Here is a 19,996-nt window from a genome sequence, read left to right as displayed (position 1 = left end):
CGAATGAGCCAGACAACCGGACTGACCACAATATCCGAAGACGACATCGCAAAGCATCGACCGCTGGCGCAGTCGATGGTCACCCGCGTGATCGTGATGGAAAAACAAGACGGCACATCATCGACGCCGCTTGCGGGGACCAACCGGCGGTTTGTCTCCACCGTTTCGACCAGTGGCATGCGCCGGACCCGCGAGATTGAGCTTGGCAAGACCATTCAGGCCATCCGCCCGGATGATCAGATGCTGTCGATCCCGCAGCACACGCTGCTGTTTCGGAGCCGGCGCGGCCTGGCGGTGGCGCTGGCGGTGGCGGAGATGTTCGGCCGTCAGACCGATCTTGAAAGCCTGCAATCACGCAATGCGGGCGCGCCGCTGCAGGGCGAGGAGGCGGAGCGGTTCAAACGGTTGCTGACCGCGTCCGCCTATGTCGCGGCTTTCAGCTTTGCGGCCTACATTCTCCAGACAGTGGATGGCGAGAGCGAGCCTGCCAATGACACCGAGGAGCCCGATTTCCTGTTCGACACGCCCCAGGATGCCCTCAAGTCGCTGATTGCGGGCCTCGACGCCGCCATTGCCGGTGCGCCCGACGAAGTGACGATGACGGCGCGGGCCAGGGCACTGGCGCGGGTTGCGATTGAGGGGCTGATCAGCCGCCGCGGCCGGTTCGATGCGCTGAGTGCCTTTGCGCAAACGCATCTGAGGCTCGAGAGCGACAATTTCACCCTGGATGGTTTCGATGTGGCGCCGGGGCAGCGGCGCAAGCCGCTGGTGATGAGCTTCAAGAAGCCCAATGAGATCATCGGCAACCATCTTGCCAAGCACCAGGCGATGCGGCTGGCGCGGATGATCGTTGCGTATGATTTCGACCGGCAACTCAATCCGTTTGTCGAACTTGGCGGCTTTCTCTTCACCTTCATGGGCGATGGCGCGCCGGGCACCGGCAAGACCATCCTGATCCAGATGTTGGCCGGCATGATCAATGATTATTGTGAGGTCGCGGGCTACCCGTTCCACTACGAGAATTTCGGTGTCGACCAGATCTCCTCCTACCAGGGCAAGTCGGGTCAGAACTGCAAGGCCTTCGTCGACAATGTGCTCAATCCGCGTGCCATAGGCTTCGGCACCGTCGACGACATCGACCAGGTTGCCGCCAAGCGTTCGGATGATCGTGCCTCGTCCGGGCAGCAGGAAGTGACCGCGGTGCTGATGGAGAGCTTCGCCGGCGCGTCGACCGTGGTGCGCGGCAATTGCAGCTTCGGGATGTTTTCCAACTATCCGGAAAATGTCGATGATGCGCTCAGACAGCGTGCCGGGGCGCGTTGGCTGGTCGATGGGCCGCAATCGCTTGATGACTACATCGACATCTTCGCGCTGCTGGCGGGCAAGAACCATTCGATCCCTCTGGGCGATCATGAGCTGTTTGTCAGCCAGGAGATCAAGCAGGCGGTGGCGCGATCCTATGATGGCCACGACCGGCCGCAGGAAGAGGGGCTTCTGTCGGTCTGGGAAGTATTCGAGAAGGAGCATGGCAAGGTCAAGACCATCGCGGATATCGGTGCCTATCTGCACCGCATCAAGCTTGCCGAACCGCGCTTCACCGGCCGTGCGATCAAGAACATCACCGACGCAATCAAGATGCGGGCGATGGACATCGACCTGCCGGACGTGTGGTTCGAGACGCCTGAAGCTTTCATGCACAAGTCCTATGACGACAAGGTCGCGATGATCTCCGAGCTGCGCAAGCCCTTCACCATCGACATGGTGCTGCAGGAAATCAATCGCTATGCCGATTCCGAGTTCCGCTACACCGACCGTTCGGACGCAACGGCAGTTGATGACATCATTCGCCGCGAGCGGCAGCGTGAGCGCGCGATCCGCGAGATCGAAGAGATGAAACGCGACGGGCGCTGGCAGACATGAAACTTCTCGCCGACAATGAGTTGATTTACGGTCGCCTGCTGCCGATCAGCGAGCCGCATCTGGTCGGCCGTTACAACAAGGCGCTGAAGGCTTTTGGCCTTCCTCAGACGGCCCTTGAGCATTTCCGCATCGACATGACCGGCTTCTCGCCGGAGATCGCCGAAGAGCTTGATGACCGGGACTATCTTGATCCCAACGGAGTGAACCGGCGGTTTGTGATTCTTACACCGGAGCAGGAACACCTGCCGGTGGTGCACACCCAGTTTTCCAACACTGCCGGACTGATGCACCAGTTCTTCGACGGCAACCGCCGGGTCGTGCATGCGATCACCATCAAGGACGCCTTGTTCGGCGAGATCGAGGATCCCATCGCCATCGTGACCGGCGTCGAGGATCTGCTTGCAATCGAGGAGGTCCGTTTCCGTGTCTTGTCGGCCGAGGACATGCTTGGCAAGGCGTCCGAGTTGCGCGGACTGGTGGACCGTCTGAAGAGCTCGCGGGATGGTTGGCGCGATGACGACATGCTTAACCGCATGGTGGCGTTGGCGCGCGAAACCGGCGACATCCGGCAGAACGCGCTGGTGCCAGACAAGCTGGTGTTTGAGCACACCTCCTATTGGGCCAATCATTTTGGCGGCGTGTTCATCTTCCGCGATGACCGCACCACAACGGTGATCTGCAACAATCAGGCGCCAGGCTTCCGCCGCTCCCGGCCATGGGAGGTGAGCTATATCGATATTGCCGATCATGCCCGCATCTTCGAATACCTCTCCAAGAGCGGGCGGCTGCAATTGCCACGGGCATCCTGGGTCGAACCCTCCGGCTTCTTCGAGCACCGTGCCGAGATGGCGATCTTCGATCTTATCGGCAAGGTCGATCCGGATGTGGATCTGAGCCGTGCGGACAAGATCTGGTTGCAAACCTGGATGCATCGCAACGCGGGTCTGATCGCCGAGCAGGGGGTCTATCCGTTCCTGCAGGAAATGATCCGCGAGATATCGGCCACCGGGCAGATCAAGATGGGTGAGGTGCGTTCCGATCGCCGGCTGCTGTTGTGCCGTGCTGCCCCCGCCCATAAGGACCAGTGGCTGATCAACCGCTTGCTAGCGCGGCTGGCGCCGTTTGATTTCGTTTCGCGCTTTGTTTTTGACAAGCAAGGCTTCTATGAAGCCTATGACGGATATTCCGAGGGTTATCGGGCCCATGTTGTGAAGGTGCTGTCGGACACCTATCTGAAGGACAAGGCGGCGCTCAGGGCGCGGCTCTACGGACTTGAAGGAAACCAGGACAATGCTTGATCCCGTGATTGCCTTTTTCGAGCGCATTTTTCATGCCATCGGCCGCGGCATCGGTTTGGTGATCGCGGCGCTGCTCTGGCCATTTGTCACAATGGCCGGCTGGTACCGCAGGCGGGGTTTCATCCTCAAGGCTGTGGTTGGCGGGATCATCGTTCTTTTTGCGGGTCTTTACGGCTACTTCTTCTGGCAATCGCAGATCTGGAGCGGCTTTGATCCCGAATATCCGGCCAAGCGCGAGATGATTGCTTCAACACCAGGCACCGCGACCGGCAATGGGACATGCGCCCCCTCCGCGATGGTCTCGGTGACATCGGATCTGATCGACTTCAACGTCAACCAGAACGCCTGGACTTCCTCGATGATCCTCTACAAGACGGGCTTCTTCGGGATCGACTGGGATCACACGCCGTTCTTCGACAACAAGGCTGCATTTCAGCGCGGGGTGAATCAGGCGATCCGTCGTACGACGGTGGAATTTGTCGATACGCTCGGCCGCGTGCGCGGAACCAGTCAGGTCGATGGCGATTTGCAAGACGCCCGCGGCGCCATGCAGTTTGATGAATACACCTGGTATTTCGGGCTCAACCCGTTTGGACCGAAAACTCCGACACCCTCATTCTACCGTTCCGCAATCGACGATCTCCAGGCCTTTAACGATCGTCTTTCAACCTGCAACGCGATCTATGATGCGCGCGCGGACAACCTGATCCAGTTCCTTGACCGGATCGCCTCGGATGTCGGCTCGACATCCGCGATCCTCAGAGACCGGTCGGAGAATTTCAATGCCGGATGGTTCGACACCCGCGCAGATGACCGGTTCTGGTTCTCCTACGGGCAGCTCTACGGTTACTACGGCATCCTGAAAGCAACGCGCGAAGACTTCCGCGACGTGGTCGCCCAGCGAAACCTTGGGCAGCTGTGGGACGAGATGGACGGACAATTGTCTTCTGCGCTCAAGATCCAGCCCTTCATTATCTCCAATGGCAATGAGAGTGGCTGGATCATGCCGACGCATCTGGCAACCATGGGATTTTATGTGCTCAGGTTCCGCTCCAAACTGGTGGAAATCCGCGGCATTCTCGACCGCTGACCCACGGTCTGCCGGTAATTTGATGCGGGTTCCCCGGATGGTGCGTTCAACCGGATGCGCGGCTCTGCGGCGATGGGAACGTGGCTGCGTCAGACTGTCAGCTGATCAGGTGAAGCCTGAGCGCCTTGGCAACAAGCTGGGTGCGGTTGACGCAGTCGAGCTTGCGCATGGCGCTGTTCATGTAGGTGTTGACGGTATGGTCTGACAGGGACAGGATCGCCGCGATTTCTGTGGAGGTTTTTCCGTTGGCCGCCCAGTGCAGGACCTCAAGTTCGCGTGTGGTTATGCCGTTGGCCTTTGTGCCGGTCTTGTTGGTCATTTTGGAATAGGCGTCAAAGGCATGAAGCACGCAAAGACCCAGTACACCGGTTTCTGCGAAGGACAATGCGGGGCGAGTTCCATAAAAAGCCATCGCTGCCCGGCGGCCATTGGATCCATGGACGGGGAAGTATACGCCCATCGTCATGTTATGTTTTTCAAACACCGCCCTCATGACCTGCTGTTCCTCGGTCGGCCGCTCCTTGACGGCAAGATCAAGGAACCGCGTCATTGGTGCGGTTGACTGCCTAAGCATGGCAAAGACTGACGAGTTGCTCAAAAGGTTGAGCGAGTCGTATTCCTCGATGTATTCGGAGGGCAGATTGGACAGTCTTATATGCTTGGACAAACGGTCGCTGAAGGTCGCAGGAATGTCAAAGATCGAGAAGAATCTGAAATCGAATTCAGATGTCAATGCCTGCAGCGAGACCGCGAGCTCGTGTTCCGTCGTTGCTGTTTTCAACCTCTGAAAAAGGTCTTCGTTGAATTTCATTCACAGCAATCCATCATAGATCTTTCCGCCGTCTCATACTATCGCCATTTGCTTCGAAGCGCCACATAGCGCCCGGATGTTTTCCAAATGAAGCAAACTTAGGTACGACAACTAGATTTATTAGAGAATACTAAAACTCAAACTGGTATTTTCCCAGTGCTCTTTACTTCCTCCATGACAGGGTAAGTGTGTGTTTCACGAACACCCGGGAGCGACAGGATCACATCAGAAAGAAAAGCCCGGTAGGCGTCCATGCCTTTTACTCTTGCTTTGACCAGATAGTCAAAGCCGCCGGCCACCATATGGCATTCCATCACATCGTCGGATCTGCGCACGGCATCCGCGAATGCGTCGAAAACATCCGGTGTGGTGCGGTCAAGTTTGACCTCCACAAAGACGAGCATGCCGCGGTCAAGCATGGAGGCTGAGAGACGTGCCATGTACCCGGTGATGTAGCCATCACGTCCAAGCCGTTTCAGCCTCTCCGCAGTAGCGGTCGGCGACAGGCTGATCTTTTCGGCCAGTTCGAGGTTGGTCAGCCGGCCATCGTCTTGAACAGCGCGGAGAATCTTGCGGTCAATTCGATCAATTGTCTTCATTTATTCACCAAAAAACCGATCTCTTGTAGAGATAATTGGGAGCTATGACGAAAAATATAGCGAGAAAAACCATCGGGCAAGCGATAAGATGGATCATGCACGGGAGAGCGCAATGATCGACGCAAGCACAAGCCATAGCCTGACCGCATTTCACGCGCCGCACGCGGCGGATGATGACCGGTTGATCCGCAGTTTTAGCGAGCAACTGCGCTTTTCCGCGGCGCAAAATCAGGCGATCGATGCCAGGGCTTCAACGTTGATCAACGCGATCCGCGCGGAGTCCGGTCAGATTGGCGGAGTCGACGACTTTCTGCGCGAATACGGGCTTTCGACGCGTGAAGGCCTGGCGCTGATGGTGCTGGCGGAAGCGCTGCTTCGGGTTCCCGATGCGCTGACGCAGGACAGGCTGATTGAGGACAAGCTCAAGGAAGGCGGCTGGAGCGAGCATGAGACCCATGGCGATACATGGTTTGTGTCCGCATCCGCCTGGGCGCTTGGCATGTCGGCACGGGTGATCAAGCCCGGTGAGACGCCTGAAGGTGTGATGCGGGGCCTGGTCAAGCGCATGGGCATGCCCACTGTGCGCAGTGCGACCCGTCAGGCAATGCGGTTTCTGGGGCATCATTTCGTGCTTGGCGAGACCATCGAGGATGCGCTTGGCCGTGCCGCCAAGAATGAAGCCCGCGGCTATCGCCATTCCTATGACATGCTGGGCGAAGGGGCCCGGACCCTGGCTGACGCAAAGCGCTATTTCAAATCCTATGCCGATGCGATTGCGGCCATCGGCAAGTCGGCGGACAAGGTGTCTGCCGGGCGCAAGCTGCCTGACCGCCCGGGCATCTCGGTCAAGCTGTCGGCACTGCACCCGCGTTACCTCCCCACCCATCGCGATCAGGTGCTGGCCGAACTGGTGCCGGACGTGGTCCGCCTGGCGCAGATGGCCAAGGCGCATGATCTCAATTTTACCATCGATGCCGAAGAGGTCGACCGGCTGGAGCTCTCGCTCGATGTGATCGACCAGGCCTTTGGAGATCCGTCCCTGGCTGGCTGGGACGGGTTTGGCCTGGCAATCCAGGCCTATCAGAAGCGTGCCCCGCAGGTGATCGATCACATTGCCGGCCTGTGCCGCAAACACGGCCGGCGGATGATGGTGCGGCTGGTCAAGGGCGCCTATTGGGACACCGAGATCAAGCGCGCCCAGGAACGCGGTCTCGAGGGCTATGCGGTCTTTACCCGCAAGGCTGCGACGGACCTGTCCTATCTCGCCTGCGCGCAGCAGATGCTCGATCTGCGCGACGTGCTGTTCCCGCAATTCGCCACCCACAATGCGCTGACCGTCGCCACCATCATCGAAATGGCCCAGGACCGCAGCGGCTTCGAATTCCAGCGGCTGCACGGCATGGGCGACGTCGTCTATGAGAGCCTCAACAAGAGCAATGATCGGGTGCCGTGCCGGATCTACGCGCCGGTGGGCGGCTATCGTGATCTGCTGGCCTATCTGGTGCGCCGTCTGCTGGAGAACGGGGCGAACTCCTCCTTTGTGGCGGTTGCCGGCGACCGCAAGGTGCCCGTCGCGGATCTTCTGGTGCGGCCGGATGCGAAACTGGGCCTGAGCGAGGGCCATTCCGCCCGCAACAGCCAGATCCCGCTGCCGCTGGCGATCTATCCCGACCGGGCGAATTCGCGCGGCATCGAATTCGGCGACCGGTTCCAGCTGGAATCGCTGATTGCCGGGATGGAACGCTCAACGGCGCGTGTCGAGGCGGGGCCGCTGGCACCGGGTCTGACGGGCGGCAAGGTTCAGGACATCACCTCACCATCGGATCCCTCCAACATCGTTGGCACGGTGCGTTTCACCGATCCCAAGGACGTCGACAAGGCCATTGACGCGGCTCTCAAGGGATTCAGGAGCTGGTCCCGCATGGAGCCGCAGCGCCGTGCCGCCGCTCTCGACAAGGCAGCCGATCTGCTCGAGGAGCGCCGTGACCGGTTCATGGCGCTGCTCTCGGCGGAAGCCGGCAAGACGCTTGATGATGGCATTGCCGAAATCCGCGAGGCGGTTGATTTTCTCCGGTATTATGCGGCGCGGTCGCGCGAGATGTTTGGCGGGATGGTTCCAATGCCCGGGCCAACGGGCGAGGAGAACCGGCTCGGCTGGCGTGGGCGTGGCGTGTTCGTGTGTATTTCGCCCTGGAACTTCCCGCTGGCGATCTTTCTGGGCCAGGTCTCGGCGGGGCTTGCCGCCGGCAATGCGGTGATCGCCAAGCCGGCGGAACAGACGCCGCTGGTCGCGCATGAAGCCGTGCAATTGCTGCACGAGGCGGGCGTGCCCAAGGATGTGCTGATGTGCCTGCCAGGCGCGGGCGATGTCGGAGCGGCACTGACCTCGCATCCAAAGATCGGCGGCGTGGCCTTTACCGGTTCGACCGAAACGGCACGTGCCATCAACCGCACGCTGGCCGCCAAGGATGGACCGATCGTGCCTTTCATTGCCGAGACCGGCGGGCTCAACGCGATGATCGTCGACGCCACCGCGCTGGCCGAACAGGTGGCCGACGATGTGGTGATGTCGGCCTTCCGCTCCGCCGGACAGCGCTGCTCGGCGCTCAGGCTGCTGTTTGTCCAGGACGATGTCGCCGATCACATGCTCGAGATGATCGAGGGGGCCGCGCGCGAGCTCAAACTTGGCAATGCTGCCAGCCCCTCGACCGACATCGGGCCGGTGATCGATCAAGCCCAACGCGACATGCTGGCTGACCATGTTTCAACGATCAGCAAGAGCCAGAAGCTGGTCTATGCCGGCGAGGCGCCGAAAGCGGGTTTGTTCTTTGCGCCGCATATCGTCGAGCTCAAGGATGCGGCAGCACTTGACCGTGAGATATTCGGACCGGTGCTGCATGTGGTGCGCTACAAGGCCAAGAAGCTTGATACGGTGCTTGATGCCGTCGACGCCACCGGCTTCGGCCTGACCCTCGGTGTCCATTCGCGCATCGAGGCAACCGTGCGGAAGGTCATCGACCGGCTCGACACCGGCAATGTCTACATCAACCGCAACATGATTGGCGCCGTGGTCGGCACCCAGCCGTTCGGCGGGTCGGGCCTGTCAGGCACCGGCTTCAAGGCCGGCGGCCCGCATTACCTGATGCGGTTTGCGGTCGAGCAGGCGGTTTCGGTCAATACTGCGGCGGCGGGCGGCAATGCCGGGCTGATTGCGATGGGTGACGGGTGAGGGCTGTTACAGCCCGCGTTTTTCGCTTTCACGGGTCAGATCGGCAAGCGCTTCGGCAAAGCCCTGGCCGGTCCAGGTCCGCTCCCAATCGCGTCCCAATCTGTCCAGGAATGCGAGCCGAAGATGGGCGTCATCGGACAGGCTCACGGCAAACCGCTCGGCTTCGTTGCCCTGAATCAGGCATCGCGCTCCGGCTTCACAACGGGCAGGCTCAAAACCGAATGTATTGGTGTTGTCTTGAATGACTGCAAACCCGCCAGCCTCGAATTCCGTTCCCTTTTCAAAGCTAAAATCGAAGCGGAGTCCTTCACCCGAAGTGCGGGTGACAAACAAGAAAGCTGCGCCGAAGTCGGGGCGCGGGGCGTAAACGTCCACTACTCTGAGATAGCACCGTTTCTCTTCTCCACGGCTCTTGTCAAGTTCGCGGTGATCGCAGGCCACCTCCCAGATTCCAAAAGTCTTGAAGTGGTCCACAACCCATTTCCAGTCGTCAGGCGTGTTTTGTGCCCAAGCCGTTGTTACAGCCAGGTTGGCGATCATCATCAGGGCGGCAAATAGGTTCAATGTCGTTCTCATGTGCGGCAGTATTGGCTGTTAAAATTCATGAGGCAAATCACACGCCATCACGTGTTTGCGATTGTTGAGATCGAAGGATCGGGGTGAGGTGTCGCAATTGGCGCATTGCGAGTCCCGTTTCATGTAGGCATCGGCCACAGTTTCTGTTTCTATCCATCCCCAAAGGCCGCACGGGAGATGCGGGCCAGTTCGGGAAGAGGGAACAACATCATGGCCGAGTACAAATCCGATATCGAGATCGCGCGGGCGGCGAACAAGAAGCCGATCATGGAGATTGGGGCCAGGCTTGGCATCCCGGAGCTGGACCTGGTGCCCTATGGCCACGACAAGGCCAAGGTGTCAGCAGACTTCATCTCACGGCAGTCAGACAAGCCCAACGGCAAGCTGATCCTGGTCACCGCGATCAACCCAACGCCTGCGGGCGAGGGCAAGACCACCACCACGGTGGGGCTTGGCGACGGGCTCAACCGCATCGGCAAGAAGGCCATGATCTGCATCCGCGAAGCCTCGCTGGGGCCGAACTTCGGCATGAAGGGCGGGGCAGCCGGCGGGGGGATGGCGCAAGTTGTGCCGATGGAGGAGATGAACCTGCATTTCACCGGCGATTTCCACGCCATCACCAGCGCGCACAATCTGCTCTCGGCGATGATCGACAACCACATCTACTGGGGCAACGAGCTGGAGATCGATGCGCGCCGGGTGGTCTGGCGGCGGGTGATGGACATGAATGACCGGGCGCTCAGGGACATCGTGGTCAGTCTTGGTGGCGTCGCCAACGGCTTCCCGCGCCAGACCGGGTTCGACATCACGGTCGCATCGGAAGTGATGGCGATCCTGTGCCTGGCGAAGGACCTTGATGATCTGCAGCAGCGGCTGGGGTCGATCGTTGTGGCCTATCGCCGCGACAAGACGCCGATCCATTGCCGCGACATCAAGGCCGATGGCGCGATGACGGTGCTGCTCAAGGACGCGATGCAGCCCAATCTGGTGCAAACGCTCGAAAACAATCCGGCCTTCGTGCATGGCGGGCCGTTTGCCAACATTGCGCATGGCTGCAACTCAGTGGTGGCAACAACCACGGCTCTGAAGCTTGCCGACTACGTGGTGACGGAGGCCGGTTTCGGAGCGGATCTGGGGGCCGAGAAATTCTTTGACATCAAGTGCCGCAAGGCCGGTCTCAAGCCCGATGCGGCGGTGATCGTTGCCACTGTGCGGGCAATGAAGATGAATGGCGGCGTCAAGAAGGATGATCTGGCTGCCGAGAATGTTGCGGCCGTCGAGCAGGGCTGCGCCAATCTCGGCCGTCACGTGGAGAACGTGAAGAAATTCGGCATACCGGTGGTGGTTGCGATCAACCACTTCGTCACTGACACGGAGGCGGAAGTCCAGGCGGTGAAGGATTACGTCGCGACGCTGGGAACCGAAGCGATCCTGTGCAAGCACTGGGCGCAGGGCTCGACAGGCATCGAGGATCTCGCCCACAAGGTGGTGGAACTGGCGGATTCGGGCGAGGCAAATTTCGCGCCGCTCTATCCCGACGAGATGCTGTTGTTTGAAAAGATCGAAACCGTCGCCAAATCGATCTACCACGCAGGCGAGGTGTCAGCGGAGAAATCCGTGCGGGAGCAGCTCAAGCAATGGGAAGCCCAGGGCTACGGCAACTTGCCGATCTGCATGGCCAAGACGCAGTATTCGTTCTCGACCGATCCGAATCAGCGAGGCGCGCCATCGGGCCACACGGTGCCGGTTCGCGAAGTGCGGCTGTCGGCGGGTGCGGGGTTCATCGTCGTCATCACCGGCGAAATCATGACCATGCCAGGACTGCCAAGGGTTCCATCTTCGGAAAAGATCCACCTCAATGACCAGGGGCAGATCGAGGGGCTGTTCTAGGTCCTGACCCTAGGTGTTTGATTCTGGAATTCGAGCCGGTTCTCAGCTCAATCTGAGCACCGGTTCGAAATGGTTCATGTTCTCAAAGGTGCAGAAATCGGCGGGGCCCAGCTCCAGGACCGGGATCTCGGCCTGAAACGCGGCGGTCATCTGCTGCAGGGCCGGCAGATAGGTCTCGACCGCTTCGCTTGGCAGCCAGCGGACAATGTAGGCCATCGTGAGATGCAGGCCATAGCTGTCATGGTCTGGCTTGCGGTATCCGAAGCGCTGAGCAAGCCGCTCGCGGAAATCCTTGATGATCTCCTGGTCACCGCTTGTTGCGCCGGAAACCCGAAGACCGAACGGCGTAATCCGGTCGAGCTTGACGCTGAAAGGCGCGGCCGGCCGTGCGCCGGTCAGGCGGGGCATCAGATAATGCGTGGTGTCTGCGATTGAGGCCTCAAGCGCCAATTCCGCAGGCCAGTGATCTTGTTCACGCTGGCTTTCAATCACACCGTTGAAAACGGTCATGTGATAGCTCGACACGGGTGTCCAGGCAAAATGACCGTTTCTATCCAGCTCGCGCAAACGATCGCGAACCTTGATCATGGCCCTTTGCGTGGGAGAATCCGGCACGACATGGCAGACCACGGTGTTGCCTGGTTCGGACAGAAATGTGCCGCTCTCGTCAAGTCTGATGCCCAGCCTTTCAGGCTTGGGTCCTTGGCCTTTGCCGCAGAAATTTCGAAGGAAGTCGGGTCTTGGGTCGTCGTGCATGGATCACCAGGATTGAGTTCGCATTCGGGCAATAGGCCTCCAGTGTGAACCGTAGATGACAGAGCCTGTGGGTTGGCTTTCATTCACTGGCACAGCCGGTAGCCGCCTCTGCGCCTGGCGATGTCGAAATGGAGATGGTCGTCATGGCTGGCGTTGGCGCCGGGGCCCAGCACGGTGGTGAAATGCAGGCAGGCCCCGGCGCGAACCGCGCGCTGGAAGGCCTCTTCGAAGGAGCCCTTGCCGGTGCGTGGTGTGACTCCAATCGGTTCGCGGCCTTCGAACTCGAAGCCCACTATGTCGATGGCGTTGCCGATGGAGTGTTCCGACATCTTGCCGGTGGGCAGGTTGTTGCGCCGCCGGCAGACATAGGTGGACCCGTGGTTGATTGTGCGCAAGCGCGGGCTGCCGGGAAGTGCCCGTGCTGACGGTACAGCGACATCTCTGACCCATCGCGCCAGTGACAGGGCTGTCTCACAACGCAGCTCGGTGGCGGGTTTCAGGGCGACGCCGTGAGCGATTGCCGTGATGGCGTAGGGGCTTGCAATGCCGCATCCGTTTTCACCGGTGACCGGTTCAAGTCTTTCAAAGTCAACGCCAAGCGTTTCCAGTTCGCTTTCGCAGCTTCGAAGAGCAGCCTCCGTACCCTCAGGTGCCGTGATCGTTACCTGTGGGCTTGCCTTGACGGCTGGTTCAGGGGTGCCGGTCTCGGCCACAGGCTTGGGCTTTGGGACCGGGATCGGGATGTCAGCGGTGAGTTCGGCTCCGGCCAGAACCATGACGATCAGTGGAACAAGAATCGAGTGCTGCAATCGCATGGTCCCGGCGGGTTTTAGGGCCTGAGAAAATCTCTGCTGACCTTACCCCAGGCGCAATGGGGAAAATAGGGATAGCTGTCGGTGACGAAGTAAACGAACTTGCCGTCCAGCATGCCGCCATTGCATTTATCAAGGGTGCCTGAACCGCCGGTGTATTGCCAGTCCTGAACATAGGTGCCGTCATGCTGGCCGCCTGGGCCGCTATTCCGGTTGCCGGGTTTGAGTGTGTAGCCGGGCACGGCCTTGGCTCCAATGTCGTGAATTTCGAAGCCATCAGCTGCAAAGCCCACCAGTGTTTTGTTGCTGCCCTTGAGCAGTCCGTTGGGGCGTCCGTGGTAGTGATAAAGGCCTCGGTGATCGACGTGGGCGTTGTTCTGATCAAGTCCGAGCATCAGGCCAGCTCCCATCCCGTCGAGTTTCCAGCCTGAGGATCTGTCCCGGCTGAAACCGCGTGGTGAGGAGGGGTCGTAATAATCGGCGGTGCCGGGCCTGATCATCACGCCATTGAGCGCAAAACCGCTCGATCCGCGTAGCTCAGTCGCCTTGCTGGTCTTGATCGGATCTTGCGGCACGCAAACTTCTATTGCCTGTGCCGATATCTGATGCGGGTTTCCGGCATTGGGAAAGGAGCCCGTGGCGTGGTCGGGGAGGCCGTTGGAGACCATGCAGATCTCGCCGCGGCTCTTGGTGATGGCGACTGAGCCGGAGGCGGCTTGCGCGGCAAAGGCGCTTGCGGCGATCCCTGCGACCGTGACGCCGACAATGAGCAGGTTGGTACCGAGCTGGTTCATGATGCTTCCCCATTGGGTTTGTTTGTCTTGATTTGACCATTCGAAATTGGCAGATCCAGCCTTTCCGCGGCCTTGCCGATTGATTACGCTTTTGTCATGCAGCCGCGGGATGCCGGAGTGGAACCTGCAAGCTGCAAGCGCACCGGGTTTTCGGATTTTAAAACAGGACCGTTTTTACACATGACAGCATCACCCGTACTGCGCCGACTCACTGACTGGCTGGTCCGCGGCGTGAGGAACGGCGCTGCACACCGGTTGCCGGTTGCCTTGTTTGCGGTGCTGACGTTGGGCGTCTTTGCCTTCATCGCAATTGCCGATGAGATGGCCGAGGGCGAACTTCGCAAGATTGACGAATGGCTGTTTTTGAGCCTCAGGAGTGCGGGCGACCCGTCGCAGCCTTTGGGTCCGGCATGGCTTCAGGAAACCGCGGTCGAGATCACGGCAATCGGCGGATTTCCGCTGATTGTGCTGACCTTTGCAGCGGTCGCCGGGTTCTTCTTTGTCACCGAGCGCTATGGGGCTGCGCTTTATGCGGTGCTTTCGGTTGGCAGCGGCGCGCTGTTGAGTCAGACGCTCAAACAGTATTATGGCCGCCCGCGCCCCGACCTTGTCGATCATCTCGACACGGTTCACACGCTGAGCTTCCCGAGCGGACATGCTCTGGTGACGACGGTCGCCTACCTCACCCTGGCTTCCATTGTGATCGGGTTTCTTGAAAGCCGGAGGGCGCGTTTATACGTGCTCGCGGTGGCGGTTCTGGTTGCGGTGATCGTTGGTGTCAGCCGGGTCTATCTCGGCGTTCACTGGCCGAGCGATGTCGCCGCCGGCTGGGCGCTCGGCGCTGCATGGGCGAGCCTGTCCTGGCTGATTGTGCATTTTCTCACGCGCAGCAAGACAGCAGATGCGGGATGAAAAAGATGCCTTCAGGCATCCCAAGCCGCAACGTCTGCGGCCTTGACGGGCGGTGATGATGACTCCGGTTTACAACAGGCTTCCGTGTTAATTATATGTTGACTTCTTTTGTCATGTTTTTTATGTGGCAGAAACAAGGCGCGTGAAAGCGCCGGATGTAACTCGTAATTCAAGCCAGCCACCCGGGCGCTTTCTTCCCGCAGCCAGCCATAGATCATTGAAAAAGGATCCGATCATGGTTGCCGGAAGACTTCGCAACGCTTTAATGGCTGGCAGTGCGCTTGCCGCTTTCACACTCGTTCCACTGGCTCACGCCCAGGACGCCTCAGAAGGGTCCTCCACCACCGTTCTGGAAAGGCTGCAGGTGCGCGGTGGCGGCGAAGATGCCACCGGGGTTGCCGACACCCCTCTTGCCACCGAGACGAGCAGCGAAGACATCGAGAACGCCCAGATCACCAGCATTGAGGATCTTGGCCGCAGGCTTGAGCCAGGAGTTGGCTTCAACAGCAGCAATGGCAGTGTCAACATCCGCGGTCTTGACGGCGCGCGGGTGCTCACTGCGATCGACGGCATCCAGATTCCCTATCTTGAGGACGGGGCCCGCGGTGCGGACGGCGGCATCAACAGCTTCGATTTCAACTCTCTTGAAGCCATCGACATCGTGCGCGGCGGCGATTCGAGCCGCGGCGGTTCAGGGGCGCTGGGCGGCGCCATGATTCTCAGGACCCTTGAGCCCGAAGACCTGATCCAGGAAGGTCGCGATACCGGCGGCTATCTGCGGTCCATCTATGACAGCAAGGACTCGAGCATCAGTGGCTTTGCCGGTATTGCCGCGCGCATGGGCAACAGCTCTGTCCTGTTCCAGGGCGGTTACCGCTCCGGCAACGAGACCGAGAGCAATGGCAATGTCGGTGGTTATGGTCCGACACGGACGGAAGCCAATCCGGCTGACTATGACGAGAACAATTTGCTGTTCAAGCTGCGGCAGGCGACCGAAGGCGGTCACACATTCGGCCTGACCGCGGAACGCTATGACATCGACACGGACACCGACCTGATGTCCGAGCAGACACCAACCGGAAACTACCGGCCTGGCGACTGGTGGGGCTCCGAGGGGACACGGCGCGAACGGCTGTCCTTCGACTACAATTACGAAGCAGCCGATGACGCTTCGTTCTTCGACACAGCCAACGCCGTTGTTTACTGGCAGCGGCTTCGCCGCTCGAGTGGCACCAGCGGTTCTCGTTACACCTCCGTGATCGGGCCATACTCGCGGCTGAGCGAAGTCACCAACGAGTCCTATGGCCTGTCCGGCCTGGGTGAGAAGACGCTGGAACTGGGCGGGTTGAGCCACAAGTTCACCGTGGGCGGTAATTTCTCGACCGGGACCACGTCGCAGTACTCCTCCGGCCAGGATTCCTGCGCGACCGCGCCGAGCTTCACTTGCAACTTCCTGCACACCAACCAGGCTGACATGCCGGATGTCGATTCCACCCAATTCGGAATTTACATCGATGATGAAATCACCATCGGAGACAGCCGCTTCTCGCTGACGCCGGGCATCCGTTTCGATTGGTACGACCATTCGCCAAAGGATACCGCGGCCTATCAGGTAAATCCGAATTACACCGGTTTGCCCGCAGGCCAGGACGATTATCAGTTCTCGCCAAAGCTTCTCGGCAAGTATGAGGTCACATCTGAATTTGATGTCTTCGCACAGTGGGCGATGGCGTTCCGCGCGCCGACAGCCTCCGAGCTTTATCTGGATTACGGTGCTCCCGGGACCTATTTGAGCATTGGCAATGCGGATCTGGACCCTGAATCCAGCCACGGCTTTGAAATCGGCGGAACCTACGACAATGGCAGCCTGCGTGGACGGGCGACGGCCTTCTACAATCGCTACAAGAACTTCATCGATACGCGGTCCCTTTCGACTGCCGAGCAGACTGCTTTGGGGATTGCGCCGGGAACCTATCCCTTCGGTGTGACACAGAGCATCAACCGCGCCAGTGTCGAGATCTATGGTGCGGAATTCAGCATCGAGAAGCAGTTTGACAATGGTTTCTCACTGAACGGTGGATTGGCCTACGCCCGCGGCGTCGACCGGGACACCGGTGAAGTGCTTGGTTCCGTCGCCCCGTTCAAAGCGGTTATCGGTGCCGGTTATGCAACAGAAACCTGGGGGGCGAACGTCAACTGGATCGGCGTTGCTTCCGTGTCCGAAAACTCGACGGCCAACTTCAAGGCGCCGAGCTATGGTATCGTCGACGCCACCGCCTGGTGGAAGCCGGAAAAGCTCAATGGCTTCAGCGTCCAGGCAGGGGTCTACAACATCTTTGATGAGACCTACTATGATGCTGTCAGCCTGCGCGACGTGACCATGAACCAGCCGGAAGAGTACTATTCGGAGCCCGGCCGCTCCTTCAAGGTCTCGATCACCCAGCGGTTCTAGGCCCGCTATTGCAATCATGTCCCCCGTGCCGCCATTGCGCGTGGCGCGGGGGATTTTTGGTTTGCGAAGCAACGGCTGCAATCGGTGCAATCTGTTGCTTGCAAGAGGCTTGCCCAAAATCCTATTCACCGCTATTGAAACACCCATGAGCACTTGCGCAGCAAACATGAACTGGTGGTGGACCCGCATTCGGCGGCGCTGACCACGCATGTGCGTTGTAGATCAACAAGCCGCCCGGGAGACCTCCAGGCGGCTTTTTTGTTACGTCCACTGGAGGCATCGGCCCGGGGGCGGAAACAGGGGAATGAGATGGCTATGACCGAAACATTTGACAGCGCCGAAAGCTATGTAACCCGCGGCGGGGTGGCGATCACGCGGCGGCGGCGCGAAACACCTTACGGCGATGCGATTTCAGACTATATCGACGCGCTCGACAGCCGCCGTGGCGCGGTATTTTCCTCAAACTATGAATATCCGGGCCGCTACACCCGCTGGGATACGGCGATCGTCGATCCACCACTTGGCGTCTCAGCGCGCGGCCGCAAACTGACCATCGAGGCCTATAATGGGCGTGGCGAAGCGCTGCTGGAGATCCTGAACGTCAAGCTCGCCGGTCAGGATGACTTCACCATTTCATCCCGCACACCGCGCAAGACCGAGATTGATGTGCATGAGCCGGACAGGGTGTTTTCCGAGGAGGAGCGTTCGCGTGCGCCGACGGTGTTCTCGGTGCTGCGGGTGATCGTCGATCTGTTCCACTCGGACGAGGACGGCAATATCGGGTTCTATGGCGCCTTTGGTTACGATCTGGCGTTCCAGTTTGATTCCGTCCCGCTGAAGATTGACCGGCCAGACGACCAGCGCGATCTGATGCTGTATCTGCCCGATGAAATCCTTGTGGTGGACAATCACGCGGCAAAAGCCTGGATTGACCGCTATGATTTCGCCGCCGGCGATGTCAGCACAGAAGGGCGCGACGCGGCCATCGTGCCGGAAGACTTCAAACCGGCGGATCACATTCCGGCCAAGGGCGATCATACGCCCGGCGAATATGCGGAACTGGTCAAGCGCGCCAAGGAAAGCTTCAAGCGCGGCGATCTGTTCGAGGTGGTGCCGGGCCAGACCTTCTTTGAGCGCTGCGACGCCAAGCCTTCCGAAATCAGCCGGCGGCTGAAGGCGATCAATCCCTCGCCCTATTCGTTTTTCATCAATCTGGGGAACCAGGAATATCTGATCGGCGCCTCGCCCGAGATGTTCGTGCGGGTCAATGGCCGGCGCATCGAAACCTGCCCGATCTCCGGCACCATCAAGCGCGGCGAGGACGCAATCGCGGATTCAGAACAGATCCTCAAGCTGCTCAATTCGAAGAAGGATGAATCCGAGCTCACCATGTGCTCGGATGTCGACCGCAATGACAAGAGCCGGGTCTGCGAACCGGGTTCGGTCAAGGTGATCGGCCGGCGCCAGATCGAGATGTATTCGCGGCTCATTCACACGGTCGATCACATCGAGGGCCGTTTGCGCGATGACATGGACGCCTTCGACGGATTTTTGAGCCATGCCTGGGCGGTGACGGTGACCGGTGCGCCGAAGCTCTGGGCGATGCGGTTTCTCGAAAACAACGAGAAAAGCCCGCGGGCCTGGTATGGCGGCGCCATCGGCATGGTCGGTTTCAATGGCGATATGAACACCGGGCTGACGCTGAGAACCATCCGGGTCAAGGACGGCATTGCCGAAGTCCGTGCCGGGGCGACGCTGCTGTTTGATTCCAATCCCGAGGAGGAAGAGGCGGAGACCGAACTCAAGGCTTCGGCGATGTTGTCGGCAATCCGCGACGCGCGGCTTGGCAATGCAGGCGCGACCGGCCGGGAGACGGTGCGGGTTGGCGATGGGGTGTCGATCCTGATCGTCGATCACGAAGATTCCTTCGTGCACACGCTGGCCAATTATTTCCGTCAGACCGGGGCCAAGGTTACGACCGTGCGCGCACCCATTGCCGACGAGATGCTGGATCGCATTTCACCCGATCTGGTGGTGCTGTCGCCCGGACCGGGCAGTCCCAAGGACTTTGATTGCGCCTCGACCATCAAGACACTTCGGGCCCGCGAGCTTCCTATGTTCGGGGTCTGCCTCGGGCTGCAGGCGCTGGCTGAAAGCTATGGCGGCAGCCTGCGTCAGCTCGCGGTTCCGGTGCATGGCAAGCCGTCGCGCATCCGGGTGTCCGCCAACGGGATCATCTTCTCGGGTCTGCCCAAGGAGGTGACTGTGGGGCGCTATCATTCGATCTTTGCGGATTATGCCACATTGCCGAGGGAATTCCGTGTCACGGCTGAGACCGATGACGGGGTGGTGATGGCGATCGAGCATGAGAGCGAACCGGTGGCGGCGGTGCAATTCCACCCTGAATCGATCATGACGCTGGGCCAGGACGCAGGAATGCGTATGATCGAGAATGTGGTGGCGCACCTGACGCGCAAATCGAAGGTGAGGGCAGCATGACCCGAATGTTCAGGATGGGAACGGTTTTTGGAATTGCCATGCTTGGCGTTTGCATCCTCTGCATGCCGGCGAGCCTGTCCCCGGCATTGGCGCAGCCCATTGATGAGATTGAGGCCGGCCGAGACCTGGTCGAGGTGAATTGCGGCGATTGTCATGGCGTCGGGCAATCAGACGCCAGCCCACATGTGGCCGCGCCGCCTTTCCGGATGCTGTCGGACAGTTTTCCCATGGATGCGCTCGAGGAGGCATTTTCCGATGGCCGCATCTATTCCGGCCATCCCGACATGCCGGAATTCATCGCCACACCCGAACAGGTGGATGCGATCATCGCCTATATCGCATCGCTGCAGGGCTGATC

At 59.7% G+C, this 19,996-nt stretch carries 15 protein-coding genes; 9 read left to right on the top strand and 6 right to left on the bottom strand.

Annotated features, from left to right (window positions below; translation table 11 throughout):
* The first annotated feature begins 3 nt into the window (after positions 1-3).
* From HPDFL43_RS16865 to HPDFL43_RS16855, 3 genes are read left to right on the top strand one after another with little or no spacing between them, the layout of a single operon-like run.
* Complete coding sequence (locus tag HPDFL43_RS16865) at positions 4-1,920, top strand: AAA family ATPase (RefSeq protein ID WP_007198600.1); 1,917 nt, start codon at positions 4-6, stop codon at positions 1,918-1,920.
* Positions 1,917-3,218: a DUF6638 family protein gene (locus tag HPDFL43_RS16860; protein ID WP_007198599.1), complete on the top strand. Its 1,302-nt coding sequence runs from the start codon at positions 1,917-1,919 to the stop codon at positions 3,216-3,218. Before HPDFL43_RS16865 ends, HPDFL43_RS16860 begins: the two co-directional genes overlap by 4 nt.
* Positions 3,211-4,308, top strand: coding sequence for a DUF2333 family protein (locus tag HPDFL43_RS16855; RefSeq protein ID WP_007198598.1), 1,098 nt, complete (start codon positions 3,211-3,213; stop codon positions 4,306-4,308). The genes HPDFL43_RS16860 and HPDFL43_RS16855 overlap by 8 nt, the downstream gene beginning before the upstream one ends.
* 97 nt (positions 4,309-4,405) lie before the next feature.
* Here HPDFL43_RS16855 and HPDFL43_RS16850 read toward each other — a convergent pair whose 3' ends face one another.
* Both HPDFL43_RS16850 and HPDFL43_RS16845 read right to left on the bottom strand, forming a co-directional pair.
* Complete coding sequence (locus tag HPDFL43_RS16850) at positions 4,406-5,119, bottom strand: helix-turn-helix transcriptional regulator (RefSeq protein ID WP_007198597.1); 714 nt, start codon at positions 5,117-5,119, stop codon at positions 4,406-4,408.
* 137 nt (positions 5,120-5,256) lie between these two features.
* Positions 5,257-5,718: an Lrp/AsnC ligand binding domain-containing protein gene (locus HPDFL43_RS16845; RefSeq protein WP_007198596.1), complete on the bottom strand. Its 462-nt coding sequence runs from the start codon at positions 5,716-5,718 to the stop codon at positions 5,257-5,259.
* A 112-nt stretch (positions 5,719-5,830) separates the two neighbouring features.
* Here HPDFL43_RS16845 and putA point away from each other — a divergent pair, with 112 nt between their 5' ends.
* Positions 5,831-8,947 carry a bifunctional proline dehydrogenase/L-glutamate gamma-semialdehyde dehydrogenase PutA gene (gene putA / locus HPDFL43_RS16840; RefSeq protein WP_040449300.1) on the top strand — a complete coding sequence of 1,039 codons (3,117 nt, stop codon included), beginning with the start codon at positions 5,831-5,833 and terminating at the stop codon, positions 8,945-8,947.
* A gap of 6 nt (positions 8,948-8,953) precedes the next feature.
* On the opposite strand, the gene HPDFL43_RS16835 is transcribed toward putA, so the two are convergent.
* Entirely contained in the window at positions 8,954-9,511 is a 558-nt protein-coding gene (locus tag HPDFL43_RS16835; RefSeq protein WP_156970317.1) for an invasion associated locus B family protein, read from the bottom strand.
* 222 nt (positions 9,512-9,733) lie between these two features.
* Between HPDFL43_RS16835 and HPDFL43_RS16830 the strand changes: the two genes are divergently transcribed.
* Positions 9,734-11,413 carry a formate--tetrahydrofolate ligase gene (locus HPDFL43_RS16830; RefSeq protein ID WP_040449298.1) on the top strand — a complete coding sequence of 560 codons (1,680 nt, stop codon included), beginning with the start codon at positions 9,734-9,736 and terminating at the stop codon, positions 11,411-11,413.
* A 42-nt stretch (positions 11,414-11,455) separates the two neighbouring features.
* Here HPDFL43_RS16830 and HPDFL43_RS16825 read toward each other — a convergent pair whose 3' ends face one another.
* The 3 genes from HPDFL43_RS16825 to HPDFL43_RS16815 form a co-directional block, all read right to left on the bottom strand.
* Complete coding sequence (locus tag HPDFL43_RS16825) at positions 11,456-12,169, bottom strand: DUF1868 domain-containing protein (RefSeq protein ID WP_007198592.1); 714 nt, start codon at positions 12,167-12,169, stop codon at positions 11,456-11,458.
* 83 nt (positions 12,170-12,252) lie between these two features.
* Complete coding sequence (locus HPDFL43_RS16820) at positions 12,253-12,978, bottom strand: extensin-like domain-containing protein (RefSeq protein ID WP_169743263.1); 726 nt, start codon at positions 12,976-12,978, stop codon at positions 12,253-12,255.
* 20 nt (positions 12,979-12,998) lie between these two features.
* On the bottom strand, positions 12,999-13,775 hold the full coding sequence (locus HPDFL43_RS16815; protein ID WP_007198590.1) for a YHYH protein: 777 nt from the start codon (positions 13,773-13,775) through the stop codon (positions 12,999-13,001).
* A 180-nt stretch (positions 13,776-13,955) separates the two neighbouring features.
* On the opposite strand from HPDFL43_RS16815, the gene HPDFL43_RS16810 reads away from it, so the two are divergent.
* The 4 genes from HPDFL43_RS16810 (at position 13,956) to HPDFL43_RS16795 (ending at position 19,994) form a co-directional block, all read left to right on the top strand.
* On the top strand, positions 13,956-14,687 hold the full coding sequence (locus tag HPDFL43_RS16810) for a phosphatase PAP2 family protein (protein ID WP_156970316.1): 732 nt from the start codon (positions 13,956-13,958) through the stop codon (positions 14,685-14,687).
* Between the two features lie 235 nt (positions 14,688-14,922).
* A complete protein-coding gene (locus HPDFL43_RS16805) occupies positions 14,923-17,139 on the top strand; it encodes a TonB-dependent hemoglobin/transferrin/lactoferrin family receptor (protein ID WP_040450419.1) in 2,217 nt (738 codons plus the stop codon).
* A 309-nt stretch (positions 17,140-17,448) separates the two neighbouring features.
* Positions 17,449-19,638: an anthranilate synthase gene (locus HPDFL43_RS16800; RefSeq protein ID WP_040449297.1), complete on the top strand. Its 2,190-nt coding sequence runs from the start codon at positions 17,449-17,451 to the stop codon at positions 19,636-19,638.
* Positions 19,635-19,994, top strand: coding sequence for a c-type cytochrome (locus HPDFL43_RS16795; RefSeq protein ID WP_052093224.1), 360 nt, complete (start codon positions 19,635-19,637; stop codon positions 19,992-19,994). The genes HPDFL43_RS16800 and HPDFL43_RS16795 overlap by 4 nt, the downstream gene beginning before the upstream one ends.
* Positions 19,995-19,996 lie beyond the last annotated feature (2 nt).

Origin of the sequence: Hoeflea phototrophica DFL-43, from assembly GCF_000154705.2 — a bacterium.
Classification (GTDB): domain Bacteria; phylum Pseudomonadota; class Alphaproteobacteria; order Rhizobiales; family Rhizobiaceae; genus Hoeflea; species Hoeflea phototrophica.
The sequence above is the reverse complement of the archived record's forward strand: the minus strand, read 5'-3'. Positions and strand labels throughout refer to the sequence as shown.

Bases quoted from the DNA above. Each gene is read 5' to 3' on its own strand.
- HPDFL43_RS16865 (WP_007198600.1), top strand. From the start codon at position 4: ATGAGCCAGACAACCGGACTGACCACAATATCCGAAGACGACATCGCA.
- HPDFL43_RS16860 (WP_007198599.1), top strand. From the start codon at position 1,917: ATGAAACTTCTCGCCGACAATGAGTTGATTTACGGTCGCCTGCTGCCG.
- HPDFL43_RS16855 (WP_007198598.1), top strand. From the start codon at position 3,211: ATGCTTGATCCCGTGATTGCCTTTTTCGAGCGCATTTTTCATGCCATC.
- HPDFL43_RS16850 (WP_007198597.1), bottom strand. From the start codon at position 5,119: ATGAAATTCAACGAAGACCTTTTTCAGAGGTTGAAAACAGCAACGACG.
- HPDFL43_RS16845 (WP_007198596.1), bottom strand. From the start codon at position 5,718: ATGAAGACAATTGATCGAATTGACCGCAAGATTCTCCGCGCTGTTCAA.
- putA (WP_040449300.1), top strand. From the start codon at position 5,831: ATGATCGACGCAAGCACAAGCCATAGCCTGACCGCATTTCACGCGCCG.
- HPDFL43_RS16830 (WP_040449298.1), top strand. From the start codon at position 9,734: ATGGCCGAGTACAAATCCGATATCGAGATCGCGCGGGCGGCGAACAAG.
- HPDFL43_RS16825 (WP_007198592.1), bottom strand. From the start codon at position 12,169: ATGCACGACGACCCAAGACCCGACTTCCTTCGAAATTTCTGCGGCAAA.
- HPDFL43_RS16815 (WP_007198590.1), bottom strand. From the start codon at position 13,775: ATGAACCAGCTCGGTACCAACCTGCTCATTGTCGGCGTCACGGTCGCA.
- HPDFL43_RS16810 (WP_156970316.1), top strand. From the start codon at position 13,956: ATGACAGCATCACCCGTACTGCGCCGACTCACTGACTGGCTGGTCCGC.
- HPDFL43_RS16805 (WP_040450419.1), top strand. From the start codon at position 14,923: ATGGTTGCCGGAAGACTTCGCAACGCTTTAATGGCTGGCAGTGCGCTT.
- HPDFL43_RS16800 (WP_040449297.1), top strand. From the start codon at position 17,449: ATGGCTATGACCGAAACATTTGACAGCGCCGAAAGCTATGTAACCCGC.
- HPDFL43_RS16795 (WP_052093224.1), top strand. From the start codon at position 19,635: ATGACCCGAATGTTCAGGATGGGAACGGTTTTTGGAATTGCCATGCTT.